This window comes from Actinoallomurus acaciae (assembly GCF_042429965.1).
GTDB lineage: Bacteria > Actinomycetota > Actinomycetes > Streptosporangiales > Streptosporangiaceae > Actinoallomurus > Actinoallomurus acaciae.
The window spans coordinates 1-25,133 of record NZ_JBHLZP010000062.1 but is presented as its reverse complement, the minus strand read 5'-3'; the positions used below and the strand labels follow the sequence as shown (position 1 = coordinate 25,133).

At 70.3% G+C, this 25,133-nt stretch carries 21 protein-coding genes and 1 pseudogene; 9 read left to right on the top strand and 13 right to left on the bottom strand.

All coding sequences use genetic code 11. The features are described from left to right. Together ACFFNX_RS11570 and ACFFNX_RS11565 are read right to left on the bottom strand one after the other, a co-directional pair. Nucleotides 1-438 (bottom strand): RNA polymerase sigma factor (locus ACFFNX_RS11570; protein WP_378199252.1); only part of this gene is annotated, 438 nt, incomplete at its 3' end. Between the two features lie 130 nt (nt 439-568). Next, on the bottom strand, nt 569-1,876 hold the full coding sequence (locus tag ACFFNX_RS11565) for a glycosyltransferase family 2 protein (RefSeq protein ID WP_378199249.1): 1,308 nt from the start codon (nt 1,874-1,876) through the stop codon (nt 569-571). Nucleotides 1,877-2,267: 391 nt separating this feature from the next. On the opposite strand from ACFFNX_RS11565, the gene ACFFNX_RS11560 reads away from it, so the two are divergent. Next, the gene (locus ACFFNX_RS11560; protein ID WP_378199246.1) at nt 2,268-3,770 is read left to right on the top strand and encodes a hypothetical protein; all 1,503 of its coding nucleotides are present in this window, start codon (nt 2,268-2,270) and stop codon (nt 3,768-3,770) included. 61 nt (nt 3,771-3,831) lie between these two features. Here the strand turns inward: ACFFNX_RS11560 and ACFFNX_RS11555 are convergent, their stop codons facing one another. Both ACFFNX_RS11555 and rsmI read right to left on the bottom strand, forming a co-directional pair. Further along, complete coding sequence (locus ACFFNX_RS11555; RefSeq protein WP_378199243.1) at nt 3,832-4,131, bottom strand: hypothetical protein; 300 nt, start codon at nt 4,129-4,131, stop codon at nt 3,832-3,834. Between the two features lie 112 nt (nt 4,132-4,243). Then, nucleotides 4,244-5,098, bottom strand: coding sequence for a 16S rRNA (cytidine(1402)-2'-O)-methyltransferase (rsmI, locus tag ACFFNX_RS11550; RefSeq protein WP_378199258.1), 855 nt, complete (start codon nt 5,096-5,098; stop codon nt 4,244-4,246). A gap of 125 nt (nt 5,099-5,223) precedes the next feature. Here rsmI and ACFFNX_RS11545 point away from each other — a divergent pair, with 125 nt between their 5' ends. Both ACFFNX_RS11545 and ACFFNX_RS11540 read left to right on the top strand, forming a co-directional pair. After that, nucleotides 5,224-6,783 carry a dolichyl-phosphate-mannose--protein mannosyltransferase gene (locus ACFFNX_RS11545; RefSeq protein ID WP_378199255.1) on the top strand — a complete coding sequence of 520 codons (1,560 nt, stop codon included), beginning with the start codon at nt 5,224-5,226 and terminating at the stop codon, nt 6,781-6,783. Continuing rightward, nucleotides 6,774-7,754, top strand: coding sequence for a magnesium transporter CorA family protein (locus ACFFNX_RS11540; protein WP_378199240.1), 981 nt, complete (start codon nt 6,774-6,776; stop codon nt 7,752-7,754). The genes ACFFNX_RS11545 and ACFFNX_RS11540 overlap by 10 nt, the downstream gene beginning before the upstream one ends. A gap of 51 nt (nt 7,755-7,805) precedes the next feature. Here the strand turns inward: ACFFNX_RS11540 and ACFFNX_RS11535 are convergent, their stop codons facing one another. Then, nucleotides 7,806-8,363 (bottom strand): TetR/AcrR family transcriptional regulator, encoded by a 558-nt coding sequence (locus ACFFNX_RS11535; protein WP_378199237.1) that lies wholly within the window; start codon nt 8,361-8,363, stop codon nt 7,806-7,808. A 101-nt stretch (nt 8,364-8,464) separates the two neighbouring features. Here ACFFNX_RS11535 and ACFFNX_RS11530 point away from each other — a divergent pair, with 101 nt between their 5' ends. Together ACFFNX_RS11530 and ACFFNX_RS11525 are read left to right on the top strand one after the other, a co-directional pair. Further along, complete coding sequence (locus ACFFNX_RS11530; RefSeq protein ID WP_378199234.1) at nt 8,465-9,925, top strand: DHA2 family efflux MFS transporter permease subunit; 1,461 nt, start codon at nt 8,465-8,467, stop codon at nt 9,923-9,925. A 17-nt stretch (nt 9,926-9,942) separates the two neighbouring features. Beyond that, nucleotides 9,943-10,827 (top strand): LLM class F420-dependent oxidoreductase, encoded by an 885-nt coding sequence (locus ACFFNX_RS11525; RefSeq protein WP_378199232.1) that lies wholly within the window; start codon nt 9,943-9,945, stop codon nt 10,825-10,827. A gap of 41 nt (nt 10,828-10,868) precedes the next feature. On the opposite strand, the gene ACFFNX_RS11520 is transcribed toward ACFFNX_RS11525, so the two are convergent. Beyond that, nucleotides 10,869-11,702, bottom strand: a complete 834-nt coding sequence (locus ACFFNX_RS11520) for a sulfite exporter TauE/SafE family protein (RefSeq protein WP_378199229.1) — start codon at nt 11,700-11,702, stop codon at nt 10,869-10,871. 55 nt (nt 11,703-11,757) lie between these two features. On the opposite strand from ACFFNX_RS11520, the gene ACFFNX_RS11515 reads away from it, so the two are divergent. Beyond that, a complete protein-coding gene (locus tag ACFFNX_RS11515) occupies nt 11,758-12,540 on the top strand; it encodes an AraC family transcriptional regulator (protein ID WP_378199226.1) in 783 nt (260 codons plus the stop codon). Here ACFFNX_RS11515 and ACFFNX_RS11510 read toward each other — a convergent pair. Both ACFFNX_RS11510 and ACFFNX_RS11505 read right to left on the bottom strand, forming a co-directional pair. Next, nucleotides 12,541-12,900 (bottom strand): annotated as a pseudogene (locus tag ACFFNX_RS11510) (Uma2 family endonuclease); the annotation flags it as partial. A 46-nt stretch (nt 12,901-12,946) separates the two neighbouring features. Next, nucleotides 12,947-13,864 carry a threonine/serine dehydratase gene (locus ACFFNX_RS11505; RefSeq protein WP_378199223.1) on the bottom strand — a complete coding sequence of 306 codons (918 nt, stop codon included), beginning with the start codon at nt 13,862-13,864 and terminating at the stop codon, nt 12,947-12,949. A gap of 141 nt (nt 13,865-14,005) precedes the next feature. Here ACFFNX_RS11505 and ACFFNX_RS11500 point away from each other — a divergent pair, with 141 nt between their 5' ends. Further along, nucleotides 14,006-14,407 carry a luciferase domain-containing protein gene (locus tag ACFFNX_RS11500; protein WP_378199220.1) on the top strand — a complete coding sequence of 134 codons (402 nt, stop codon included), beginning with the start codon at nt 14,006-14,008 and terminating at the stop codon, nt 14,405-14,407. On the opposite strand, the gene ACFFNX_RS11495 is transcribed toward ACFFNX_RS11500, so the two are convergent. Both ACFFNX_RS11495 and ACFFNX_RS11490 read right to left on the bottom strand, forming a co-directional pair. Further along, entirely contained in the window at nt 14,408-15,514 is a 1,107-nt protein-coding gene (locus ACFFNX_RS11495) for a glycosyltransferase (RefSeq protein ID WP_378199217.1), read from the bottom strand. Further along, nucleotides 15,507-18,329 (bottom strand): bifunctional glycosyltransferase/CDP-glycerol:glycerophosphate glycerophosphotransferase, encoded by a 2,823-nt coding sequence (locus ACFFNX_RS11490; protein ID WP_378199214.1) that lies wholly within the window; start codon nt 18,327-18,329, stop codon nt 15,507-15,509. Before ACFFNX_RS11490 ends, ACFFNX_RS11495 begins: the two co-directional genes overlap by 8 nt. A 122-nt stretch (nt 18,330-18,451) precedes the next feature. Here ACFFNX_RS11490 and ACFFNX_RS11485 point away from each other — a divergent pair, with 122 nt between their 5' ends. Further along, nucleotides 18,452-19,123, top strand: coding sequence for a response regulator transcription factor (locus ACFFNX_RS11485; protein ID WP_446678512.1), 672 nt, complete (start codon nt 18,452-18,454; stop codon nt 19,121-19,123). Nucleotides 19,124-19,127: 4 nt separating this feature from the next. Here the strand turns inward: ACFFNX_RS11485 and ACFFNX_RS11480 are convergent, their stop codons facing one another. The 3 genes from ACFFNX_RS11480 to ACFFNX_RS11470 all read right to left on the bottom strand — a co-directional run bounded on the left by ACFFNX_RS11480 (nt 19,128) and on the right by ACFFNX_RS11470 (nt 23,787). Next, the gene (locus tag ACFFNX_RS11480; protein WP_378199207.1) at nt 19,128-20,426 is read right to left on the bottom strand and encodes a sensor histidine kinase; all 1,299 of its coding nucleotides are present in this window, start codon (nt 20,424-20,426) and stop codon (nt 19,128-19,130) included. An 83-nt stretch (nt 20,427-20,509) separates the two neighbouring features. Continuing rightward, complete coding sequence (locus tag ACFFNX_RS11475; RefSeq protein ID WP_378199204.1) at nt 20,510-22,027, bottom strand: LCP family protein; 1,518 nt, start codon at nt 22,025-22,027, stop codon at nt 20,510-20,512. Between the two features lie 215 nt (nt 22,028-22,242). Beyond that, nucleotides 22,243-23,787: an LCP family protein gene (locus ACFFNX_RS11470; protein ID WP_378199201.1), complete on the bottom strand. Its 1,545-nt coding sequence runs from the start codon at nt 23,785-23,787 to the stop codon at nt 22,243-22,245. A 233-nt stretch (nt 23,788-24,020) separates the two neighbouring features. Here ACFFNX_RS11470 and ACFFNX_RS11465 point away from each other — a divergent pair. Then, a partial coding sequence (locus tag ACFFNX_RS11465; protein ID WP_378199198.1) for a DEAD/DEAH box helicase occupies nt 24,021-25,133 on the top strand: 1,113 nt, incomplete at its 3' end.

Below are 25,133 nucleotides of genomic sequence, written 5' to 3'. Positions count from 1 at the left end.
GAAGGCCGCAGCGGAGCAGCCCATGACGCGTGCGGCGTCGCGGGGCGCCAGGTCGTACCACGTGGCCAGGACGATCACCTCGACGTCCCGTTCCTCCAGCGCCGACAGCGCGGCACGGACGGCGTCGCGATCCACGACGCGGTCGGCCACGTCGGGGCCGGCCAGGTCGGCCGTCGTGGTCGCCGCGGCGACCCGGTCGGCGAGCGCCCGCCGGCGACGGCCGGAGTCGTACTGCTTGTGCAGCAGGTTCCGCGCCACGCCGAGCAGCCACGGCAGGGGTGCGTCGGGCAGGTCGCCCAGCCGCCGCCAGGCGACCAGGAACGTCTCACTGGCCACGTCCTCCGCGGCGTCCTGGCCGGCGCGGAGCAGCGCGTACCCGAGCACGCTCCGGTAGTGCCGGTCGTACAGGGCCGTGAATCGTTCGGCGGGGTCGTTCACGCCTGCGTCCTTCGGGGTCGTCGATGGCTGACGCGAAGTAGTCCCTCCGACGGGAACGCCGATTACACCGCGACGGCGCGCGAACGAGAAAAGGCCCCGGCAGATGCCGGGGCCTTCTCGCGAAAGGTCGTCAGGACGTCTCGGCCGGGTCCTTGATCTCCTGGTCGGCGGCGTCCGCGTCCGCGGGCGCGGGGACCTCCTTGAGCTTGAGGGTCTTCGCCTCGCCCGCGACCTTGACGACCGCGGCGTCCACGACGTCGGCGGCCTCCTCCGCCGGGTCGGTGACCGGCGGGTGGGAGCGGCGGCGGATCCCGAGGATGCTGACGAACAGCGACGCGAAGATCATCTGGAAGCTCATGATGAGCGCGGTGGCGGCCGGTACGACGATGCGCAGCGAGTCGCGCGGGTCCAGTTCGCCGAAGCTGTGGCCCTGCCAGTGCACCAGCGAGGCCACCAGCCCGACGAGGCCGGCGAGCGCGAGCAGGCCGCCGACGACGAGGCCGCGTTCGAGGCTCCAGGAGTCGACGACGCGTTGCACCCGCCGATCATGGGGAAGGAAGCCCTCCTCCATGGCGTACACCTTGGTCAGCAGCGCGAACAGCACCGCCTGGAACCCGATCACCAGCATCGCCGAGGCCCCGACCAGGGTGTCGACGTCGAAGGCGATGTCACCGACGCGGACCGGGCCGGTGGACAGCGCGACGCCGCCGACCAGCCCGAGGGTCATCAGCAGCAGGCCCGGGATGAGGAACAGCCAGCGCGGGCTGTAGAGCATGAGGAAGCGCAGGTGGCGCCAGCCGTCGCGCCAGGTGCTCAGGTGCGGGGCGCGCGAGCGGCCGTCGGGCGAGAGCGTGGTGGGCACCTCGCGCACGTCGTACTTGGCGAGGGTGCAGCGGACCACCATCTCGCTGGCGAACTCCATGCCGCCGGTCTGCAGGCCGAGCCGCAGGATCGAGTCGCGGCGGAACCCGCGCAGCCCGCAGTGGAAGTCGCCGATCTTGCTGCGGAAGAACAGCCGGCCGACGAAGCTGAGCACCGGGTTGCCGAGGTACTTGTGCAGCGGCGGCATGGCGCCGGGCGCGATACCGCCCTTGAAGCGGTTGCCCATGACCAGGTCGGCGCCGTCCCGCAACTCGGTGAGGAACGGCATCAGCGAGGTGAAGTCGTAGGAGTCGTCGGCGTCGCCCATGACGACATAGGTGCCGCGGGCGGCCCGGATGCCGCCCATCAGGGCGTTGCCGTACCCCTTGGCGGTCACCGGCACGACGCGGGCACCCGCCTCACGGGCGAGCTGCTGGCTCCCGTCGGTGCTGCCGTTGTCGGCGATGACGACCTCACCGTCGACGCCGTGCTCAGCGAAGAATCCGAGGGCCTTGCGCACGCATGTCTCTACGGTCTCCGCCTCGTTCAGGCAAGGCATCACCACGGAGAGTTCCACGTCGTGTCCTCCATTACCCCTCCGCGACCATGCTTCGGGGGTTTCGACTAACCTCGTCATTGTTCCGACAAGTGGCGTGTGTTACCCATGATGCCCGCCGGCGAGCGGCTGTGTGTTGCAAAGCCGCAACCTTTGACTTCACATGAAGCACCCTGCTGACGGCAGGCTGGGGATACAGGATAAGGGCTGTGCTGTCCAGAGAGGTCGGTCCCACTTGACTACCGCGGGAGAACAGAGCGGGGAATCCGCCGTGACCGGCGCGCCGCCTGACACGTCACCTGACGGGTCCGCGGATGAAAAGCCGCAGGTCAAAGCGGTAAACGGCGTCACGAACAAGGAGGCCGCGCCAGAGAAAGGGCGCGTCCGCCGTGTCGGTTTCGTCTCATTCGGCGTGCTCCCGTTCCTGCTCTCCCTCGTCCGGCGTCACAAGATGTTCACCGCCGTGCTCGCGGGCGGCGCCTTCCTGCGCGCGCTCGCCATGCTGGGCTACCGGCCCGCGTCGTGGTTCAACGACTCGTTCGACTACCTGCACGTCGCGATGTCCCCGTACCCGCATCCGATCCGGCCGGACGGCTACTCGTTCCTGCTGTGGGCGCTCAAGCCGTTCCACAGCTTCGCCCTGGTGGCCGGGCTCCAGCACCTGATGGGCCTGGCCGGCGCGGTCATGATCTACGCGCTGCTGCGCAGGAAGTTCGGCCTGCCGAACTGGGGTGCGTCCCTGGCGACCGTGCCGCTGCTGTACGACGGCTACCAGATCCAGCTCGAGCACCTGATCCTGTCCGACATCCCGTTCGAGTTCCTGATCCTGTGCGCGGCGACGATCGTCCTGTGGCACGGAAAGGCGATCACCTGGAAGATCGCGGGAGTGGTCGGGCTGCTGGTCGGGCTCGCCACGCTGACGCGCACCGTCGGCGAGCCGGTGCTGGTCGCCATCGTCGTGTACTTCCTGATGCGCCGCTTCAACTGGCGCATCATCGTCGCGACGGTCGTCCTGTGCGCGCTGCCGCTCGGCGCGTACGCGGGCTGGTTCTGGGCCTGGTACGGCAAGCCGGGCATGACGACCAGCAGCGGCGTCTTTCTGTACGCGCGGGTGACGGAGTTCGCCGACTGCAACAAGATCAAGCCGCCGGTCTCGGAGTACCCGCTCTGCAAGGACAGCCGCACCTCCCACACGCCGCTGACGTTCTCCCAGGACGCCATCTGGGACCGCAACTCCCCGTTCCACCGGGTGCCGGCCGCGCGGTTCACCAGCTACCAGAACCAGCTCGCCGGCGACTTCGCCAAGCGCGCCATCCTGGCCCAGCCCTTCGACTACGCCGTGGTCGTGCTGAAGGACTTCCTCTACACCTTCAAGTGGCACCGGTCGGTCTTCCCCGACAAGGCCACGTATCAGATGTACGAGTTCGGCAAGAAGTCCGCGGCCCTGCCGAGCTGGCGGATGAGCCGTGACCAGACGGCCTCGTCCGAGGCGCACAAGTACGAGGACGGCAACGCGCGTACGCGGATCATCACGCCGTACGCCACGGGCATCCGCGAGTACCAGAACGCGGCGCACCTGCCCGGCACACTGCTCGGCGGCATTCTCATCGTCGGCCTGGCCGGGCTGGTCCCGCTCTGGCGGCGATGGGGCGGCGAGGCGTTCCTGCCCTGGATTCTCGCGACCGGGCTGCTGCTGGTGCCGCCGGCCACCGCCGAGTTCGACTACCGGTACGTGCTGCCGACGGTGCCGCTCGCGTGCATCGCCGCCGCGATCGCCTTCTCCCGCGAGCCGCGCGAGAAGCTGAGGCGGCTCCTGTGGTGGCGCGGGCGCGCGGCCGAAAAGACGGACGGCCCCTCCGACGCACCGGAGGAGCCGGGGAAGCCGGCCGCTCAGAACGCGGTGACCGCGTCCTGAGCCGGCTTTCAGCAACTCTTGGGAGAAGGCCGGAAGCGAGGCGCTCCGTACCGGATGCCGATCAGTAGGCGTGCAGCCGGCGGAGCCGGAAGATCATCTCCAGCTCGGTGTGCCGCTGGCGGGGGATCGGCGCGACGGCGCCCCAGCCGGTGGGCAGGATCTTGACGTCGTAGCCGCCGCAGGACGGGCACACCGGCTCCGCCCACGGGCAGGTGCAGCGCTGGCTCAGGTGGTGGTAGACGACGGCCTCCCCACCGTGACCGTCCGAGGATCGTCCGACCTCGAACTCCTTCTGCCACTCGTGCAGGCAGCCGAGGCACTCGTACTTCCACGTCTCATGCGAGATCATGGATTCGTGCATTTCCCGTCACCCCCGGGCGAAACCATCGGATTACGTCCCGCCACGAGTTTTCCCCATTAAGTCTCGTTTGAGGGGGCCTGAGCTGCGTAAAGCTTACGTCAAATAATCGTCATCACCTGGTTTTTCGGGCAATAACCGCGTCATAAAGCTCTCTTTTCGGTACACGATATTCTCGTGCAACCTCGCCAATCGCGTCCTTTCTGGCCGTGCCATCGGTGACGCGCCGCTCGACCTCGTCGGCCAGCGCGTCCAGGTCCGCCGGCCCGGTGCGCTCCGGGGCACCCCCGACGACGACCGTGATCTCACCGCGCACGCCGCCCGAGGACCACGCGGCCAGTTCACCAAGCGGCCCACGACGCACCTCCTCGTACGTCTTGGTCAGCTCGCGGCACACGGCGGCGGGCCGGTCGGCCCCGAGCGCGCCCGCCATCGCCTCCAGCGCGGCGGTCAGCCGGTGCGGCGCCTCGAAGAACACCATCGTGCGGGGCTCGGCGGCCAGCGCGGCCAGCCGCGACGCGCGCTCCCCCGCCTTGCGCGGCAGGAAGCCCTCGAAGCAGAAGCGGTCGCTGGGCAGCCCCGAGACGACCAGCGCGGTCGTCACCGCGGACGGCCCGGGCAGGACGGTGACCGGCACCTCGGCCTCGATCGCGGCGGTGACGAGCCGGTATCCCGGGTCGGAGACTCCCGGCAGCCCGGCGTCGGTGATGACCAGCACGTCGCGGCCCTCACGCAGCTCCTCGACCAGCTCGGCGGCGCGGGCGCGTTCGTTCGCGTCGTAGTACGACACGATCCGCGCGGCGGTGGTGACGCCCAGTTCGGCGGTGAGCCGCCGCAGGCGTCGGGTATCCTCCGCGGCGATGATGTCGGCCGCGCCCAGCGCGCCCCGGAGGCGTTCGGATGCGTCCTCCGCGCGGCCGATCGGCGCGGCGGCCAGCGTCAGCGTCCCAGATGTTCCCACAGCACCCATCTTCGACCCCGGTGTCACCGTCCCGCACCTCGGCGACCACCGCGCCGGGGCGATCTCATGAGGGCAGGCAGTCCGAAGTGCACAATCGGCCCGGTATCCCCCCGTACGATGTCCGGGTGGTGGCGATGACAGGACTCGAACCCGCTCCTCGGTCCCAGCGCGACGGCCGCCCGCCATCGCTGCGCCAGTGGATGGCGCCGGCGATTCCGGGCAGCAGGCTGATGGGGTGGCTCGGCCCGCTGCTCGTGACGCTGTTCGCCGGCGTCCTGCGGTTCTATGACCTCGGCAAGCCCCGCGCGGTGATCTTCGACGAGACCTACTACGCCAAAGACGCCTACGCGCTGCTGAAGTTCGGGTACGAGCACAACACGGTCAAGAACGCCGACAGCCTGCTGCTCCAGCATCCGCCGAACCTCAACATCTGGGCCGACGGGGGCAGCTTCGTCGCCCATCCGCCCGCCGGAAAGTGGCTGATCGCCATCGGCGAGTGGATGTTCGGCATGACCCCCTTCGGCTGGCGGTTCGCCTCGGCCGTGATCGGCACGCTGTCGGTGCTGATCCTGGCCCGGGTCGCACGCCGGATGACGCGCTCGAACCTCCTGGGCACCGCGGCCGGCCTCCTGCTCGCGCTGGACGGCATGCAGCTGGTGACCAGCCGCACCGCGATCCTGGACATCTTCGTGATGTTCTGGATCCTGGCCGGGTTCGCGTGCCTGGTCATCGACCGCGACCGCACCCGTGCGGCGCTCGCGGCCAAGGTGATGGAGACCGGCAACGAGAGTGAGCTGGGGCCGTTCGTCATGCACTGGTGGCGCCTGGCCGCCGGGCTCTGCCTGGGCACGGCCGTGGCCACCAAGTGGACCGGGATCTACTACATCGCGGCGTTCGGCATCATGGTCCTGATCTGGGACATCGGTGCGCGGCGCGCCGCCGGGGTCCGCCAGCCGTACGCCGGGGGGTTCCTGCTCGACGCGGTGCCGGCGTTCGTGTCGCTGGTGGTGGTGAGCGGCATCACGTACCTCGCGTGGTGGAGCGGCTGGATCTTCAACGCGGGCGGCTGGGGCCGCGGCCGGGTGTCCGGCAACCCGATCACCGCGTTCGTCCAGGCGATGCCGCGGCTGTGGAACTACCACCAGCAGATGTGGCACTTCCACACGACGCTCACGGTCAAGCACGACTACCAGTCCTGGCCGTGGAACTGGATGTTCCTCAAACGGCCGGTGGCGTTCTACTACAACGAGCCGTCGGGCTGTGGCGCGAGCAAGTGCTCGCGTGAGGTGCTCGGCATCGGTACCCCGGCGATCTGGTGGGTCTCGATCATCACCCTGCTGGTCGTCGCCGGCTGGTGGCTGGTGCAGCGCGACTGGCGGGCCGGAGCGACGGTCGCGGGCTTCCTGGCCGGCTGGCTGCCGTGGTTCTACTTCGGCTTCGGCCACCGGACGATGTTCCTGTTCTACGCGACCCCGATGCTGCCGTTCATGGTGCTGTCGATCGTGCTGGTCATGGGGATGCTCCTCGGCCCGGCCGACGGATTGCCGCTCAGACGCGTGTTCGGCGCGGCCGCGTGCGGGGCGTACGTCCTGCTCGTGCTGGCCAACTTCTACTTCCTGTATCCCATCCTCACCGGGCAGATCATCCCGTACGACGCCTGGCACAGCCGCATGTGGTTCGACTCATGGATCTGAAGGCCCGCACCCGGGTCTGGCGCGGCGGGAAGCTCGAGAAGGAGCACTTCCCCGCCGCTCAGATCAGCGACTACCTGGCCGAACCGGACACCGTCGTGTGGCTGGACCTGTGCGCCCCGGACGAAGACGGCCTGGGCATCATCAGCGAGGAGTTCGGCCTGGACCCGCTCGCGGTCGAGGACGCCCTCAGCCAGCACGAACGCCCGAAGCTCGACCGCTACGAGGAGCACCTGTTCTTCAACGCCTACGCCGTGCGGCTGAGCGAGGACAGCGGTGAGCTGGCCACGCACGAGATCTCGGCGTTCATCACCGACCGCGCGCTGGTGACCGTACGGGGCGATGAGGACTTCGACCTCGACGCGCTGCTCCAGCAGTGGGACTCCTCCCCCGACCTGGCCGAGTACGGCGTGGCGTACCTCCTGCACGGGCTGATCGACCTGATCGTCGACGGGCACTTCGCCGCCGTCCAGTCGCTGGACGCCGCGATCGACGATCTGGAGGAGCGCCTCTTCGGCGACGAGGTGCCCACCCGGGAGACCCAGCACCGCAGCTTCCGGCTGCGCAAGAGCCTGACCATGCTGCGGCGCGTGGTCCTGCCGATGCGCGAGGTCGTCAACACGCTGCTCCGCCGCGACCTGCACGTGGTGCCGGACCCGATGACGCCGTACTTCCAGGACGTGTACGACCACGTGCTGCGCGCCACGGAGTGGACCGAGAGCCTGCGCGACGTCGTCACGAGCCTGCAGGAGACCCGCATCGCGTTGCAGGGCAACCACCTGAACCAGGTGATGAAGAAGCTGACGGGCTGGGCCGCCGTCATCGCGGTCCCGACGGCCGTGACGGGGTTCTACGGCCAGAACGTCCCGTACCCCGGCTATGGCAAGCAGTGGGGCTTCGTGGTCAGCCTGGGCGTCCTCATCGCCACGGCTCTGGCGTTGTACGCCATCTTCAAGAAACGCGACTGGCTCTAGCCGGGCGGCCGCGGCGGCGCTGACGCCGCACGGCGCGGACAGGCGCGGGCATCAGGTGCCGCGGCTGTGCAGTCCGGCGAGTGCCGCGTCAAGGATCGGCTGCCGGTATTCCGGGGTACCGGGGATCTTCGCGATGGCCACCACGAGATCGAGGATCTGGTCGAGGTCGAGGTCGCCGGCGATCTGATGGGCGTCCTGGGCGGCGGAGAGCAGCGGCCGGCCGGCCGCGAGCATCCGGCCCCGGCTGTCGAAGACGGGATCGGTCCTGTCCGTGTGCTCGAGCAGCCCGAGGACGACCGGCCGCTTGGTGGTGACGTACTGGAAGAACCGACGCAGCCAGGTCGTGAGCCGCTCCCCCGGGCTGTCACCCTCGACCGTCGCGGCGGCGGCGCAGACCTCATCGACCTCATCGACGAGTAGTGCCTCCAGGAGTTCGTGGCGGGTCGCGAAGTTGCGGTACAGGGTTGCCGGGCCGACCCCGGATCTCCGGGCGATCTCGGCCATTGACGTCTCGGCTCCGGTGGCGGCGAAGGCGGTGCGTGCCGCTTCGAGGATCCGCTGGCGGTTGCGGGCCGCGTCGGCCCTCTTGGAGGGCGGATGGTCGGTCATTCGTGTGTCCTTGCATAAGTGGATAGGGTCTCCGTATAGTGATGTGGACACCCTCTCCGTTTCCTTCGGAGAACTCTATCGAATCTGCCCAAGGATCCGCCATGAGCACGGCAAGCGCCCCCGGGCCGACGGTGATGACCGGCCCATCACGTCCCGTTCACCGCCGGCTGGTGCTGGCGATCTGCTGTCTCAGCGTGTGCGTGACCGGCATCGACCTCACCATCGCCAACGTGGCGCTCCCGTCGATAAGCAAGGACCTGCACGCCTCGGTCAGCGGCCTGCAGTGGACGGTCGACTCCTACTCCCTGGTCATGGCCTGCCTGCTCGTGCTGTCCGGATCGATGGCCGACCGCTTCGGTCGCAAGCGGACCTTCCAGCTCGGGCTGTCGCTGTTCTCCCTCAGCTCCCTCCTTTGCGGCCTGGCGCCCGGCGCCGGGTGGCTGATCGCCTTCCGCGGCCTGCAGGCGGTGGGCGGCTCGATGCTCAACCCGGTCGCGATGTCGATCATCGTCAGCGTGTTCACCGACCGCCGGGAACGGGCACGAGCGATCGGCGTGTGGGGGTCGGCGATCGGGACCACCGTCGCGGCCGGGCCCGTGCTCGGCGGCCTGCTGGTCAGCGGTATCGGCTGGCGATCGGTGTTCTGGGTCAATGCCCCGATCGGGATCGCCGCCATCCTGCTCACCCGAAGATTCGTCCCCGAGTCCAAGGCCGCCCGGGGCCGTGCGTTCGACCCGGCCGGCCAGGCGCTGATCATCGTCCTGTTCGCGTCGATCATCGCCGCGACGATCGAGGGCCCCCGCCACGGATGGGCGGACCCCTGGATCGTCGGGCTGTTCGTACTCGCCGTCCTGGCCCTCATCGGGATGCTCATCGTCGAGCCCCGGCGATCCGAGCCACTGATCGACCTGCGGTTCTTCCGCAGCCCTCCGTTCTCCGCCGCGAACACGATCTCCGTCGTGATGTCGGCCGGTCTCGGCGGGTTCCTGTTCCTCAACACCCTCTACCTCCAGGATCTCCGCCACTTCAGCCCCCTGCGCGCCGGACTGATGATCATCCCGATGGCCGTGGGTCAAGCCGTCGCCGCCAATCTCTCCGGGCGGCTTCTCGCCTCCCGGGGCGCCCGCCTCCCCCTCACGCTGGGCGGCGCGCTACTCGCCATCGGCGGCTTCCTCCTCGTCCCCCTGACCGCGCACACCGAGAGCGTCCACCTGCTGGCCGCCTACACCGTCTTCGGCGTCGGCGCGGGCATGGTCGCCCCGCCGATCACCAACACCGCCGTCTCCGGACTGCCGCCCGACCAGGTCGGTGTCGCCGGCGCGCTCGCCGCCAGCGCCCGCCAGTTCGGCATCTCCATCGGCGTCGCCGTCACCGGCTCGATCGTGGCCGGCACCGGCGCCGGCTTCATCGACTCGAGCCACGCCGCCTGGGCCGTCCTCGGAGGCTGCGGACTCGTCGCGCTCGCGCTCGGCGTCATCTCCACCAGCGGCTGGGCCAGGGCCGCCGCGGCTCGCAACGGCCGGCGCCTCGCCGCCCCCTCCACGGGTTCGATCTCACGCTAAAGGAGTGCGATTCAGCCATGAAACTCGGTCTGCACATCTCGGACTTCACCTGGGACGGCGGCGCACCCGAGCTCCGGTTCAAGCTGGCGGAGATCGCGCGGCGCGCCGAGGAAGCCGGCGTCGATCGGATCAGCGTCATGGACCACGTCTGGCAGATGGCGACGATCGGCCCGCCCGAGCACGAGATGCTCGAGGCGTACACGACGCTCGGCTGGCTGGCGGCGAAGACCGAGCGGGTCAAGCTGCTCGCGTTGGCGACCGCCGTCGTCTTCCGCGAGCCCGGCCTGCTCGCGAAGGCCGTGACCACCCTCGACGTGCTGTCCGGCGGGCGCGCGATCCTCGGCATCGGCGCGGCGTCGAACGCGAACGCGGACGAGGCGGCCGGCCTCGGCCTGTTCTTCCCCCCGGTCGCCGAGCGGTTCGAGCGGCTCGAGGAGGCGCTGCGCATCGTCAAGCAGATGTGGAGTGCCGACGAGGGCCCGTTCGACGGTAAGCACTACCACCTGGCCCGCACGCTCAACTCCCCCCAGGTGCTGTCCCGCCCGCACCCGCCGATCCTGATCGGCGGCGAGGGCGAGAAGAAGACGCTGAAGCTCGTCGCCCGCCACGCGGACGCGTGCAACATCGGCGTCTACGACCTCGGCGAAACGGCTCGCAAGCTCGACGTGCTCCGCCGGCACTGCGCCGACGAGGGCCGCGACTACGATCAGCTGGAGAAGACGGCAGGGCACCGCTTCGACCTGGGAGAGAACGGCGAGAACGTCAACAAGACGATCGAGCACCTGCACGCGGTCGCCGAGCTAGGCATCGCCCAGACCCACGGCCCCCTGCTCCGGGTCGGCGAGCCCGGTCAGCTCGACCTCTTCGGCGAAAGGGTCATCCCAGCCGTCGAAAAGTTCTGACGCTGTGGACGACCACGAGGCGGCCGCCGATCCCGACGCTACTAGGACCTGTCCGCGCGGATCCGCGCCAGCTGCTGCGCGGCGATGAGGAGGACGAACAGCCCGAAGACCCAGCCGAGGACGGCGTCGCCGAGTACGAGGCCGGCCGACGCGCCCAGCAGCGCGCCGGGCGCGGCGCCACAGGCGAGGGCGGCACCGAGGCGCGGTGAGGCGGTGTGCTGGCGCAGGTGCTGAACCGAGGCGACGATCGAGTTGGGCAGCATGACCAACAGCGAGGTCCCCTCGGCGGTGTGCGGGCCGACCCCGAAGATCAGGATCAGGACGGGGACGGTCAGGCTGCCGCCGCCCAGCCCCATCGCGGCCGACCAGGCGCCGACCACCACCCCGATCACGACCGTGAGCAGCACCACCACGGTGACGTCGTGCCGCGGCCCGGCGCCGAGGAGCGGCGAACCGCCGGAGGGCCCGACGCCGGCCGCCCCCAGGCACAACTCAGCGGCGACGACGGCCAGGACGACGGCGAAGGCCGCGCGCAGTGCCTGGTCACCGGCCCGGGCCGCGACGCGCGCCCCGAAGAACGCGCCGAGGACCCCACCGACCATCAGCCCGGCTCCGGCGGTGGCGTCGAGGTGCCCGCCCCGCAGCTCGTAGACGGCGGCACCGACCACGGCGACCGCCACATTGACCAGGTTGGCCGTGCCGTGGATCGCCCCGCGCCGCAGGGTGGTGAGCCGGTCGAGGATGGGCACGGTCACCACGCCGGTGCCCCCGCCCAGCAACGCGCCGACGGCTCCGCCGACGACACCGGTGGCGAGGGTCACCCGCCGGGGCACCTGCGGGGAGCCGGTGTTCGCGCCGGCCTGGGGAGCGGTCATGGACCCCAGACTGCCGCCCAGCCCGGGCGACGAGTTAGCGCTAACCTGACAATCGATGTCGCCAACCCGCCGTCACCACCCGCCGAACCCGACCCGGCGCCGCTTGGAACGCCGGGACCGGATCGAACGACACGACCACAACCGGCACCAGCTCCTGTATCCGACCAGCGGCGTCATCTCGGTCACCACCGACGCCGGCACGTGGGTCATTCCGCCGCTGAGGGCGATCTGGCTGCCCGCCGGCTGCCCGCACGCCCATGCCGCCCACGGGCCCGTCGAGGTGTGCTCGATCCTGCTTCCCGCCGACACCACCCGGCTCGACACCGGCCGGCCGACCCTGCTCGCCGTCTCGCCGCTGCTCCGCGAGATCCTTCTCGCCCTCACCGCCACGCCACAGCCCCCGGCCGACGCGCGCAGGCGGCTCGAAGCCGTCATCTTCGACCAGCTTCAGCCGTCATCCGCCAACGCGTCCCACCTGCTCCCCGAACCGGGCGACGACCGGCTCCAGGCCATCGCCGCCATCCTGCGCGAGGACCCCGGCGACCCGCGCACCCTCGCCCAGCTCGGCCAGGTGGCCGGAGCGAGCGAACGGACCCTCAGCCGCCTCTTCCGCACCGACACCGGCATGAGCTTCCCGCAGTGGCGCGCCCAGCTCCGCCTCCACGCCGCTCTGATCGACCTCGCGGCCCAGCTCCCGGTCGGCGTCGTCGCGCACCGCTGCGGCTACAGCACCCCGAGCGCCTTCATCGCGGCCTTCCGGCACGCCTTCGGCGTCACCCCCGCCGCCTACATGCACCGGCCTGGGCGTCCCATCGTCAAGAAACGCGACCGGCTCTAGCTAGATCCGGTTCATCTGAGTGAGATCGATGTCAATGTCGAACGGAGCCGTGAGCTTCAGCAGATCGTGGTGAATGCCGGTGAGCGCGTACGACCGAGTGGCGGGATCCAGCTCGTACACGTAGACGGTCGGCCGCCCCTCCGTGTTCTCCACCCTCCAGAAGTGGGCCAACCCCGCGGCCGCGTAGAGCTGCGGTTTCCGCTCCCGGTCTCTGACCTCCGAGTCCGGCGAGACCACCTCGACCACAAGCACCACGTCGGAGGGTCGGAAGCTGGTCTTCGTGGTGTCGAGCGCCTCCTCGGCCTGAACCACGACCAGATCCGGCTCGGGACGCTGACGCTTCCCCAGCGTGACGGTCATCAAGTCCTACCCCGAGTGAACGTCGAGCGACCGATCGTGACCGCGGTCATGCGAGGTCGGCGGGGTCGGTGTTGGCACCGCAGCAGATGACGGCGACGCGTTCGTCGTCGGACGGGGTGTAGGCGCCCGTCAGGAGGGCGGCGTAGGCCGCGGCGGTGCCGTGTTCGACCACGATGTGGTGGTCCTGCCACAGGGCGCGCCGGGCGGCGATCACATCGTCGTCGCTCACCAGCAGCGACTCCACATCCGTGCGCCGGGCGACCGCGTACGGGATCTCGCCCACGCGGCGGGCGCCCAGGGAGTCGGCGGCCACGCCCGACACCGGCGCGTCGACCGGCCGTCCCGCCGCCAGTGCGGCGTTGAGTGACGGACAGCGCTCCGGCTCGACCGCGATCACGCGCGACCGGCCCTCCAGCGCCGCCGCGATGCCGGCCATCAGCCCGCCCCCGCCGACCGAGACCAGCACCGTGTCGACGCCGCCGGTCTGCTCCTCCAGCTCCAGCGCCAGCGTCCCCTGGCCGGCGCAGACCTCCGGCTGGTCGTACGGGTGGCCGAACAGGGCGCCCGAGTCGGCCGCGCGCTTGGTCGCGGCCTCGTACGCCTCGGCGTACTCGCGTCCGACCTGGCGTACGGAGGCACCGAGCGCGCGCAGCCGGGCGACCTTCACCGCGGGCGCGGTCTCCGGTACGAACACCTCCGCCCGGGCGCCCAACTCGCGGGCGGCGTACGCGTAGGCCAGGCCCGCGTTGCCGCCCGACGCGGCGATCACACCCGCCTCGGGGAGACCGCCTCCCTCGACCGCGGCGAGAACCCGGTTGAAGGCGCCACGCGCCTTGAACGAACCGGTGTGCTGGAGCTGCTCCAGCTTCAGCCACAGGCCGTCGTCCCGGCGCAGGACCGGTGTCCGGAGCACCCGCGAGCCGGTACGCGCCCGTGCCGCCTCGACGTCGTCACGCGAGATCATTCATCCACCGTACCCACGGCGCGCGGGGGCACGTACGGCCGTCGCCGCGGTTACCAGGAGACGAAAAATGGCCAAGTCGGCTCATAACAATTGTGATGCGGGCTCTTATGAAGAATGAGGGCGACACGGGATGCTGGTGCCGTGACGGGCCCAGCGAAGACCCGCAGCGCGGCCGAGCGAGTGGCCGTACAACTGGCGACCTGGCCTGGTCTCAGGGCCGGTCGTCCCTCGTGCGGTACCGGGCGGAGCTTCAACTTCCGTGGCGGTGAGATCCTCCACCTGCACACGGGCGAGGAGGCCGATCTCCGCTTGTCCCGCGGTTTCGTCGAGCGCCTGGACACGGTGCTCGTCGAGAGCGGCCAGGTCGTCGTACGGCCCGGCGACGACTGGGTGACCGTGCTGCTCGACACCGACACGGCGGGCGCCATCCTGATCAGCCTGACGAGCCTGGCGATCCGCGCGGCCGAGGAGGCGGCGCCGGCCCGGCCGTGCACGTGGCAGCGCACCCGCCCGCGGCCCCGGCTGCGCACGCCCTGGTCGTGATCAGCGGTCGACCAGCTCGAACATCCGCTCCCAGCGGTCGGTGACCATGTCGGCGGAGAACCGGCGCACCGAGGTACGGGCCTGGCGGCCGAGCTTGGCGCGCAGGCTCTCGTCGCTCATCAGGCGGGCGAGCTGTTCGGCGAACTCCGTGGTGTTGCCCGGCCGTACGAGGAGCCCGTCGGACTCGTGCGTGATCAGTTCGCGGACGCCCGGCGCGCAGTCGAACGCCACCGTGGGCAGGCCGTACGCCATCGCCTCCATCACCGAGATCGGGAAGCCCTCCATGCGTGAGGACAGCGCGAAGATCGACGCCTCGTTCAGCGCGCCCTCGACGTCGGCGGTCGTCCCGGCGAACTCCACCGTCTCATCGACGCCGAGGTCCGACGCCTGGCGGCGCAGGGCCTCCTCGTCGGGGCCGGAGCCGTACAGGCGCAGCCGCCAGTCCGGGAAGGCCCCGGTCACCTCCGCCCACGCCTCCAGCATCATGTCCTGTCCCTTCTCGAAGGACAGCCGGCCAAGGAGTTCGACCACGGGCCGCGACAGGTCCGGCAGGACCGACGGGGTGACGTGGAGCGGGTTCGGCATGAAGTCGGCGTTGGACATGTGGTCGCGGGCCCAGGAGTCGGCGTCCTCGGTGCTGAGCACGAGGAACCGGTGCACGTCGGTGAAGTAGCGCTTCACCCGCTGGTACCGCGAGGAGGCCTTGGTCGCCTGGTAGGACTCGTGGCTCATGCCGATGACCGGCAGGCCGGCCGTGTCGGCGAGCGCGACCCATTCCATCGCCCACACCTGCGCGGCGATGATGACGCCGTTCGGCCGGGCGCCGCGGAACAGGCGGCTCAGCCTGGCCGCGCCGCGCCGCTGCACCGAGCGGCGGCGCATCGCGCGCAGCCGCCCGCCGCCCCGGGACGGCGGCGGGGTGTCGTGCAGGACGGTCAGCTCGTACGGCAGGTCGTGCCCGTGGTCGTGCGGCTCGGCGGCGTGCGTCACGCCGATCACGTGCACCCGGTGGCCGCGGGTGGCGAACAGCCCGGCGACGTGGTGCACCCAGCGCTGCAGGCCGCCGAGTTCTTCGTGGTTGTTGCAGACGATGAAGATGTCACGCATCCCGGTCCCCCGTGAAGAAGCGGCCGACGACCTGCTTGGCGGCGGTACCCCGGTCGTACTCCCCGTACTTCTCCACGAATTCACGTCGTTTCTTGGAGTACCGGGTGGCGAGGCCGGGCAGGTCGGCGAGCACGGTGAACAGCTCGTCCGGATCGCGCAGCACCGGGCCGGGGCCCTCTTTCCGCAGGTCGAAGTAGGTGCCGCGAGACCGGACGTAGTCTTCGAGGTCGGGGGCGAAGAACACCATGGGGCGATCGAGCAGGGCGTAGTCGAACATCAGCGACGAATAGTCGGTGACGAGCGCGTCGGAGAGCAGCAGCAGGGACGTGACGTCGTGCACCGCGCCGACGTCGCGGACCACGCCGCGCAGGCTCGGCGGCACGACCGCGGTGTTGAGGTAGTGCGGGCGGACCAGGAGCACGTGGGTCTCGCCGAGCTCCTCGGCGAACTCCTCCAGGTCGAACGGCATCTCGAACTTCTTCTGCGCCTTGCCGTTCACCCCGGCGCGGAACGTCGGCGCGTACAGCACGACCGCGCGCTCATCGCCGGTGAGCTTCAGCCGCTCGGCCAGCTTGGCCGTGTCGCCGCCGTTCACCAGGGCGTCGTTGCGCGGGTAGCCGCTGCGGATCAGCTCGGCCCGTACGCCGAGGCCCTTGGCGAGGGTCCGCGCGTCGTGCTCGGAGCGGATCAGGAAGGCGTCGTAGCGGTCGATCGTCCGCTGGAAGCGCGCCCGCCGTGCCTTGCCGCCGCGCTTGAGCTCCGGGTCGTCGAACCCCATCCGCTTGTACGCCGAGCCGTGCCAGGTCTGGATGTAGGTCGTCTGGGGGCGCTTGACGGCGTCCTGGGGAAAGCCCTGGTTGTCCAGCCAGTAACCGGCCCGTGCGAGCGCCAGGTAGTACTGCCAGGAGCCGCGGCGGACCAGCTTGGCGTCCTCGGGAAAGCCGGCCGGGCTCTTGGCGTACGACCAGATCGCGGTCTTCTTCGCGCCCGACTTGCGCAGCTCCTCGTAGATGTACTTGGGGTTGTCGGAGTACTGCTTGCCGAGGTGGCTCTCGAACACGATCGTGTCGCGCTTGATCGGCAGCCGGACGAGCACCCGGTTGTAGACGGCGATCTTGGTCTTCCGGCGGGTGAAGACCTCACGCCACCGCCTCTCGGCGCGCAGCAGCGCGGTCCACCACCGGCGCCCGCGGCCGGTGGCGGCGAACCGGCGGAGCGTCGCGAGCGTGACGCGGCCGGCCCACCCGTGCGCGACGAGGCGGAAGGCCATCTCCCCGTTCTCGGGGATGTACGCCTCGAAGTGGTCGCCGGCGAGACGGGTCAGGCGCGGCCGCACCGGCACCGACATCTCCATCGGGTCGTTCGCGAAGAGCCGGATGAACAGTTCGTCGTCGCCGGCCGTGAGCCGGAGCCGCAGGCCCCAGCTCTGGTCGAGGAAACCGAGCGGCCGCACGTCGCGGCCCGGTACGACCTCGGCCCTCCAGCGCAGCCGCCCGTCCGCGTGCGTCACCTCGGCGGGCACGGCGAAGAACCGGCCGGTCCGGCTGCGGTCGCGAAACTCCAGCCGCGCGCTGAGCGGGACGCCGGCGCCGATCCGGTTCAGCGGGTTGACGACGTCTCCGGCGAGCCGGAGAGTGCGCCCGTCGCGCACCATCTCGGCGACGCTTCCGCCCGGGTTCAGCGACTTGAGCGGCAGCGAGTGGATGCCGAGTTCGGTGACGTCGAGGATCCGGCGTCCCTGCTCGGTGTCGAGGTGGTCGCCGGACCAGTAGACCCGCCCGTCGCGCTCGACCAGCGGCGCGGTCAGCCGTGGCTTGCCGGTCTTGCCCTTGCCGATGTAGTCCGCGGCGCTCACAGCCCCCTCGTAGTCGCCCTGGGCGACCATGAAGCCGACGATCGCCTGGAGCTCGCGGGCCTCGTCGTAGGCGCGCGGGTCGATCGTGGCCATGTAGTCGCGGGCCAGGGCGAGGAACGCCTCGCGGTAGTCGCCGTCGCGGCTGCGCAGGCCGCGAACGTACAGCAGCAGGTCGTGGTTGAGGAACTTCACGTCCTTGGACAGCTTGAGGTCCTCGGACCCGTACCGCGCGTAGACCGCGTCGATGCGCCGGAAGATCTCCAGCCGGTCGGAGAAGTTGCGCAGTTCGGCCCGCTGGTTGGTGATCGAGAGCGTCTCGGCGTTCTCGTAGATCATCCAGTTGTAGACGCGGTGCGGGATGATGGCGATCTTCCGCGCGGCCAGGTACGCCTGCGTGCTGAACAGCAGGTCCTCGTAGTGGAGACGTTCGACGAACCGCAGGCCCTCGCGGTCGAGGAAGTCACGCCGGTAGAGCTTGTTGGTGGACAGGGTGTCATAGAGCAGTTCGGGATGCTCCCGCACCGAGGCGTACACGCCGCGCTCGCGGTAGACGCCGCGGTACCAGACACGTTCCTCGCCCTTGTCGGGATAGACGCGCCAGCAGCAGCCGGAGACGAGCTCGGCCCCGTGCTCCTCGGCGGCGGCGACCAGGTTGCGGCAGGCGTGCCGGTCGAGCGTGTCGTCGCTGTCGAGGAACATCAGGTACGTGCCGCGCGCCGCGGCGATGCCGTCGTTGCGCGGCTGACCGCAGCCACCGGAGTTCTCCGCCCGGTGGATCACACGTACGCGGTCCTCGGCCATCGCGAGCTCGTCGGCGACCGCCGCGGTCCCGTCGGTGCTGGCGTCGTTGACGATCACCACCTCGACGCCGCGGTGGGACTGGCCGAGCGCGGAGCGCACGGCGACCGGCAGCCGATCGGCATCGTTGTAGACGATGACGATCACGCTGACGTCTGTCATGGAGGAAAACCCCTCGAACTCCCGGAGAATGAACACTTGTCTCGGACGGGCACGTAACCGGCTCAACGAATGATCACCTTGAGGGGATCCTTAAGATCTGACATGTGCCGCGTGAACGAATCCTGATCGTGGAGGACGACTCCGTCATCGGGTCCGAGTTGCTCAAGGCCCTGGCCGCGAGCGGCTATGAGGCCGGGCTCGCCACCAATGGCCGGGCCGCGGTGGCCGATGCCCTCGTCCATCCGCCGGATCTCATCCTGCTCGACCTCGGGCTGCCCGACATCGAGGGTGTCGAGCTGTGCCGCCGGCTGCGCGCCGGCCATCCCCAGGCCGTGATCGTCGTGCTCACCGCCCGCACGGAGGAGTTCGAGGTCGTGGTCGCCCTCGACGCCGGGGCCGACGACTACCTCACCAAGCCGTTCCGCCTCACCGAACTGGTCGCGCGGATCCGCGCCCACCTGCGCCGCCAGGGCACGGTGCCGGGCGACTCGGTCGTCTCGGTGGGGCAGGTCCGCGTGGACCTGCCCGCGCGCCGGGTGCACGCCGGTGACGCCGAGGTGCTCCTGCGACCGAAGGAGTTCGATCTGCTGGCGGCCCTGGTGACGCGGGCGGGCGAGGTGGTCTCCCGCGAGCAGCTCATGGACGAGGTCTGGGACGAGAACTGGTTCGGCCCGACCAAGACCCTCGACGTGCACGTCTCCACGCTCCGCCGAAAGCTCGGGGCGTACGCGCGCATCACGACTCTCCGCGGGCGCGGCTACCGGTACGAACGCGACGCGGGCGAGGAAGGATGAGTGGTCAGGACGGTGATTGATGGCGGCTACCGTATCCGCCCGCGGGCAAAAGAAGACTAAATGTGGGGGGCGAAGAACGCCGCAGAATCAGGCGGCCTCCCTCCGCTTCCGCCAAGGAACGGGCAAGCACGAGTCCGATGCCGTGCCCGTCGGCCGGCGCGCGGAAGACGTCGGCGCCGTCGGGCACTCCCGGGCCGTCGTCGGTGACGTCGATCGCCAGCCCGGAGCCGAGGTCGGTCGCGGACACCGTGATCGGCGGCCGGCCGTGGGTGACGGCGTTGTCCAGCAGGACGTGCAGGATCTGGCGTACGGCCGCGAGTGAGGCCCGCACCTCCGGCAGCTCGTCCGGCACGCGCACGGTCACGTCCGTACGGGACCGGACCTCATCCAGCAGGGCCCGCACGTCCAGCACGCCGCGGTCGCCCACGCTGTCGCGCGACAGCCGGACCAGGTCCTCGATGATCTCCTGCAGGTGCTCGCCGCGCTCCAGGGCGGTACGGATCACCGCGTGCGGATCGTCTTCGGTCAGGCCCGCCTCCAGGCCGAGGAGCAGGCCGGTCAGCGGGGTTCGGAGCTGGTGGGAGACGTGCGCGCTGAAGGCGCGCTCACGGTCGAGGACGTCGCCGAGCCGCCGGGCGGTCGCCTCCAGGGCACGGCTCGCGGCGTCGGCCTCCCGCACCCCGACCGTCCTGGCCCGGATGGAGAAGTCGCCGCTGCCCAGGGCCTGCGCGTCCCTGGTGAGGCGTTCGAGCGGCGCGGCGAGGCGGCCCGCCTGCCGCCGCGCCACCACGGCCGCCAGCCCGACCACGAGGATCGCCAGCCCCGCCATCAGCAGCCACGCCCGCTCCACCCGCGCCGAGATGCGGTCGTACGGCGTCGCGACCCGGATCACCGCGACGATCGACTCGTCGGAGGGCACCGGCGCGGACACGGTCAGCAGCCCGCCCTCGACCGCCTCGTGGACGTGGCCGTCCTCCGCGTTCCCGGCGACGGGTGAGTACTCCGGCCCCCGGCCGGTGACGCGCCGTCCGTCCAGGGTGTAGACGCCGACGGTCAGGCGCCGTGACATGCGGGTCACGATCGGCACCGGCCGCGGGTCGGCGGCGATGGAGTCGGGAACCTCGGCCGAGATGCGGGTGGCGTCGCGTTCGAGCGAGACGATCGCCTCGTCGCGGTACAGCCGCTGGAGCACCACCGCGAGCGGAAGCGCGAACAGCACGACCGCCGCCGCGGTGACGCCGACGATCGCGACCAGCACACGGCGCCGCAGGGGACGGCCCTGCGCCGGGGGGTTTCCGGTCATCCGGTCATTCTGCCCCCGGTCCGGCGATGCCCCTGCCACCCGGCGGCAGGGGCCGTCTCAGCGGAGTCCGGGGGGCCGGGGCGTCAGCCGCAGACGTTCTTCAGCGACGTCGCGCCTCCGGAGGAGGACGACTTGGCCGAGGGCGAGGAGCTCACGCCGGTGCGCTTGGCCTTCGTGGACGTGCTCGCGCTCGGGGAGTTCGCCGGCGCCGCCGTCGCGGGTTTCATGCTGTTGGCGATGGCCTTCGCGGCCGCCCGGTGCATGATCGTCAGGTTCGGCTCATAGACGTGGAACCCCGGGATCTTGCCCGGGTTGTAGGGCATGCTCTGGATGTCGGCGCCCTTCTTGACCGTGCCGGACAGCTTCACCAGCGCGGGCAGGAGCGCCACGGGGATGTTGGTGGAGATGGTGTTCTTGGCGGCCTTGGCCAGCTTCTGGAAGTTGGCGACGACCTTCTGCGGGTCGGCCTGGTCCGCGATGTCCTTCATCAGGCACTTCTGGCGGTCCATGCGGTGGAAGTCGTCGTCCGCGTCGCGGGAGCGGCCGTACCACAGGGCCTGCGTGCCGTTGAGGTGGTGGGTGCCGGCCGAGAGCCAGCCCGTCGGCTGCTTCGTCTGGACGCCGTTCACGATCTCGCCGCCGATCGGCAGGCGCTTCTCGACGTGGACCGTCACGCCGCCCATGGCGTTGACGATGTCCTTGAACCCGTTGAGGTTGACGAGCACGTAGTAGTCGATCTTCAGGCCGGTGAGGTAGCCGATGGCGTCCTCGACCAGGTGCGGGCCGCGCTGGCCCTTCTTGTATCCGGGTTCGAGCTCGGGATGCCGCTCGCCCTGGATGTAAAGCTCGTTCAGCAGGCCCTCGCCGCCGGGGTGCTGCGGGTCCGCGGCGTCGCCGGTGTAGCCGTAGGGCCACAGCTTCCGCATCTTCGGCGGCACCGGGAACTTCTGCAGGCTGCGGGGCAGGCTGAGCAGCACGGTGTTGCCGGTCTTGGTGTCGATGCTCGCGACGGTCATGCTGTCGGTGCGGATGCCGGTGCGGTCCGCGCCACCGTCACCGCCCAGCAGCAGCACGTTGATCCGCGGCTTGTTCTTCCAGGGGTCCGACGCGTTGACGGCGGAGTTGCCGTCGCCGGCGAAGATGCTCGACAGCGTGTCGCGCAGCACGTACGTCGCGTTCGCCGCGTACACCAGCGGCGTGCAGACCATCAGCGCCATGATCACGACGAGGGCGCCGGAGGTGACCCGCATCGCCGTCGGCAGCCCCGGCGGCCGCACCACCTGGAACGAGCGGATCACGATCACCGCCCACCCGACCGCCAGGATGAGGATGCCCGCGATGATGACGTTCAGCCAGGCGCCCTGGACCACCATCTCCTTGAGCCTGTCCTGGAAGGCCAGCGCCGCCGTCGCCGTCCCGAAGACGATGACGGCGAGCAGTCCCATGAGGGAGAAGCCCGCGGCACGGCGGCCCGCCCACACGTGCGCGATTCCCCAGACGACGGCCGAGGCGACAGTGAGTCCCAGGGCGCGCCAGAGTCCGGCGACCGGGATCGGCTCACGGCCGTTCACCGCTCGCCCTCCGTACTGCCGCGATGCCATGAAGTCTCCTGCTCCTCTGCTCGTGGCCGGTCACAACTGTGACGAGCGCGCGATGCAACACCGTGCGGTATGCAAAGTGATTGGGTGGAAGCGGTCAGTAACCCTTGGCGGAGTTTGATGGATCGTACCGTACGTATGACCCCACCTGACTCGATTGCCCGGTAAGGCCCAGTCACCGCGTTAAGCACGGCACACATGGTCTGTGACGCCTCGCCTCAGCCACAGGCCGTCGTCAACGAGACGGCCTTGCTCTTGTGCTGCCCGGAGCCCTTCGAGGCGCTCGCACTCGTGCTCGGATCCGCGCTCGTGCCGGGGTCCGTGCTCGGGCTCGGATCGGTGCTCGCGCTCGGGTCGGCGGTGGCACCGGGCGTGACCGGGGTGGCGGACGGCGTGCTCCCCGAATCCTCGCTCTCGGCGATCGCCCTGGCCGCCGCCTGGTGCATCACCCGCAGGTCCGGCCGCACGTTCTGGAACTGCGGCGGCACGTACATCAGGCTGGTGACCTGCGCACCGTGCTTCATCGTCTCGGACAGGCGGATGAGCGCGGGCAGCATCTCCGCCGGAATGTCCGTGGAGATCGTCTTCTTCGCCGCCTTGGCGAGCTTCTGGAAGCTGGTCAGCACGCGCTGCGGGTCGGCCTGCTCGGCGATGTCCTTCATCAGGCACTTCTGCCGGCCCATGCGGACGAAGTCGCTGCTGGACGTGCGCGACCGCCCGAACCACAGGGCCTGCTTGCCGTTCAGCTTCCGGTTGCCGGCCTTGAGCACACCGGTCGGCGCGCTGCCGTCCTCCGGGCCGCCGTACAGGATGTCCGATGCGATGTGCACCTTGACGCCGCCCATCGCGTCGACGATGTCGGCGAACCCGAACAGGTTCACCAGGACGTAGTAGTCGATGGGCTGGCCGATGAGGTAGGAGATCTCCTCGCTGACCAGCGCGGGGCCACGGCGGCCCTTGTCGTAGCCGGGCATCATCGACTTGTCGTCCTCGGCGTCCTGGAACAGCTCGTTCAGCAGCCCCTCGTCGCCGGCCGACACCCCGGTGAAGCCGCTCGGCCACCGCTTGCGCAGCCGGGGGATCACCGGGAAGTACTGCAGGTTGCGGGGCAGGCTGATCAGCACGGTGTCACCCGTGTGGGTGTCGATGCTCGCGACCGTCATGCTGTCGGTCCGCACGCCGACGCGGTCGTCCGCGCCGTCCCCGCCGAGCAGCAGGATGTTGACGCGCGGCTTGTCCTTCCACGGATCGGCGACGTTCTTGACCACCGGGGGCTTCGCCTGGTCGGCGCGGAAGATCGTGTGGATGGTGTCGCGAAGGGTGTAGGTGTCGCGGGCCGCCCAGACGAGCGGCGTGCAGACGCCGATGACGAGGACGACCACCACGCCGCCCGCGAGCACGCGCGGCACCACGGACATCCCGTTCGGACGCACGATCACGTACGAGCGGACGACGACCGCGGACCACACGAGCGCGAGCAGGAGGATGCCCCCGATGATCCCGGCCAGCCAGTCGCTCTGGACCGCGATCTGCTTGAGCTCGTCGCGGAAGTCCAGCACGACGATGACGGCGCCGCCGATGACGAGTGCGAGGAGCGCCATGAGGAGCGAGCCGACGATGCGTCGTCCCGTCGCCAGGTGGGCCACGCCCCAGACGACGGCCGAGGCGATCGTCAGCCCCAGGGCATGCCAGACGGAACCCTCCCGCTCGTCCCCGGATTCGCCGTCCACGTCATCGTCGGGAGGGGAACCGACTCTCCCCATATGCACTCCTCTGTCCCAGACCGGGAGCATAGGTCTCAACCTGTACGAGACGCGTAAAAGCCCCGTTGAGATTGCGAAGTGAACGAGCCAACACGAACGGTGACCCTAGCGGCTGATCTACGCCGATGGGCGTATCCTCGACGGACGCCAAGGTGTTACGACGATTCGCGGTTGTTTTCGTCACTTTCTGGGATCCGTGCGGGAGAGCGCACGGTCCGGCAGGGACTGTCATCATGACGCGGGTGACCGCCGGCTTCTCCCTCACGCAGTGGCCCGGAGCCCTCCGGCCCTACCAGGCCACGGCGCTCGACCGGCTCGACGCGGCCTGGGCCGGCGGACGAAGCCGGGCGTGGGCCGTGCTGCCGCCGGGAGCGGGCAAGACGCTCATCGGCCTGGAGGCCGCGCGGCGCCTGGCGCGCAAGGTCGTCGTCCTGGTCCCCAACACCGCGATCCAGTACCAGTGGATCGCGCACTGGCGGCGGTTCACCCCCGCGACCGCCACGGCGGGCGCGGACCGGTCCCTCGGTGCGGATGTCACCGTGCTCACCTACCAGTCGCTGGCGATCTTCGATCCGGACACCGAGACCGACGAGGAGGGCCGCGCCCGCGACCCGATGCGACGGCTGCACGTCAACGGCCGCGGGCTCATCGAGCGGATGGCCGGCGCCGGACCGCTCACCCTCGTGCTCGACGAGTGCCACCACCTGCTCGACGTCTGGGGCCGTCTCGTCGCCGAGGTCCTCGAACGCCTGCCGGACGCGATCGTCCTCGGCCTGACCGGCACCCCGCCGGAGTCGCTCTCCCCTGCCGAGGCCGCGCTGGTCGACACCCTGTTCGGCACCCCGATCCTCGGCGCGTCCATCCCGGCGCTCGTCCGCGACGGTCACCTCGCGCCGTTCGCCGAGCTGGCCTGGCTCACCCCGCCCACCGCGGTCGAGGCGGACCACATCGCGGGCGAGACCGAGCGCTTCGCCGAGCTCACGACCGACCTGGTCACCTCGACCGGCTTCTTGACCTGGCTGGACGCCCGGTTCACCGCGAACACGCACACGGTCCCCTGGACGCGTACCGAAAAGGACGAACCCCGGCTGGCCGCCGCCGCGCTGCGCATGCACCACGCGGGGCTGCTCGCCCTGCCGCCCGGCGCCCGGGTACGCGAGGAGCACCGGCACGCGCCGTCCGCCGACGACTGGGTGGCGCTGCTGGATGACTACGTGACGGGCGCTGCGCCCGGCGCGGACACGGTGGAGGCGATCCGCCGGGCGCTCCCCTCGGTCGGGTACACCCTGACCCGCCGCGGCGTACGGGCCGCGCAGTCGCCGGTGGACCGGGTCCTGGCGCGCAGC

Bases quoted from the DNA above. Each gene is read 5' to 3' on its own strand.
- ACFFNX_RS11555 (WP_378199243.1), bottom strand. From the start codon at position 4,131: ATGCACGAATCCATGATCTCGCATGAGACGTGGAAGTACGAGTGCCTC.
- rsmI (WP_378199258.1), bottom strand. From the start codon at position 5,098: ATGGGTGCTGTGGGAACATCTGGGACGCTGACGCTGGCCGCCGCGCCG.
- ACFFNX_RS11545 (WP_378199255.1), top strand. From the start codon at position 5,224: ATGACAGGACTCGAACCCGCTCCTCGGTCCCAGCGCGACGGCCGCCCG.
- ACFFNX_RS11540 (WP_378199240.1), top strand. From the start codon at position 6,774: ATGGATCTGAAGGCCCGCACCCGGGTCTGGCGCGGCGGGAAGCTCGAG.
- ACFFNX_RS11535 (WP_378199237.1), bottom strand. From the start codon at position 8,363: ATGACCGACCATCCGCCCTCCAAGAGGGCCGACGCGGCCCGCAACCGC.
- ACFFNX_RS11530 (WP_378199234.1), top strand. From the start codon at position 8,465: ATGAGCACGGCAAGCGCCCCCGGGCCGACGGTGATGACCGGCCCATCA.
- ACFFNX_RS11525 (WP_378199232.1), top strand. From the start codon at position 9,943: ATGAAACTCGGTCTGCACATCTCGGACTTCACCTGGGACGGCGGCGCA.
- ACFFNX_RS11520 (WP_378199229.1), bottom strand. From the start codon at position 11,702: ATGACCGCTCCCCAGGCCGGCGCGAACACCGGCTCCCCGCAGGTGCCC.
- ACFFNX_RS11515 (WP_378199226.1), top strand. From the start codon at position 11,758: ATGTCGCCAACCCGCCGTCACCACCCGCCGAACCCGACCCGGCGCCGC.
- ACFFNX_RS11505 (WP_378199223.1), bottom strand. From the start codon at position 13,864: ATGATCTCGCGTGACGACGTCGAGGCGGCACGGGCGCGTACCGGCTCG.
- ACFFNX_RS11495 (WP_378199217.1), bottom strand. From the start codon at position 15,514: ATGCGTGACATCTTCATCGTCTGCAACAACCACGAAGAACTCGGCGGC.
- ACFFNX_RS11490 (WP_378199214.1), bottom strand. From the start codon at position 18,329: ATGACAGACGTCAGCGTGATCGTCATCGTCTACAACGATGCCGATCGG.
- ACFFNX_RS11480 (WP_378199207.1), bottom strand. From the start codon at position 20,426: ATGACCGGAAACCCCCCGGCGCAGGGCCGTCCCCTGCGGCGCCGTGTG.
- ACFFNX_RS11475 (WP_378199204.1), bottom strand. From the start codon at position 22,027: ATGGCATCGCGGCAGTACGGAGGGCGAGCGGTGAACGGCCGTGAGCCG.
- ACFFNX_RS11470 (WP_378199201.1), bottom strand. From the start codon at position 23,787: ATGGGGAGAGTCGGTTCCCCTCCCGACGATGACGTGGACGGCGAATCC.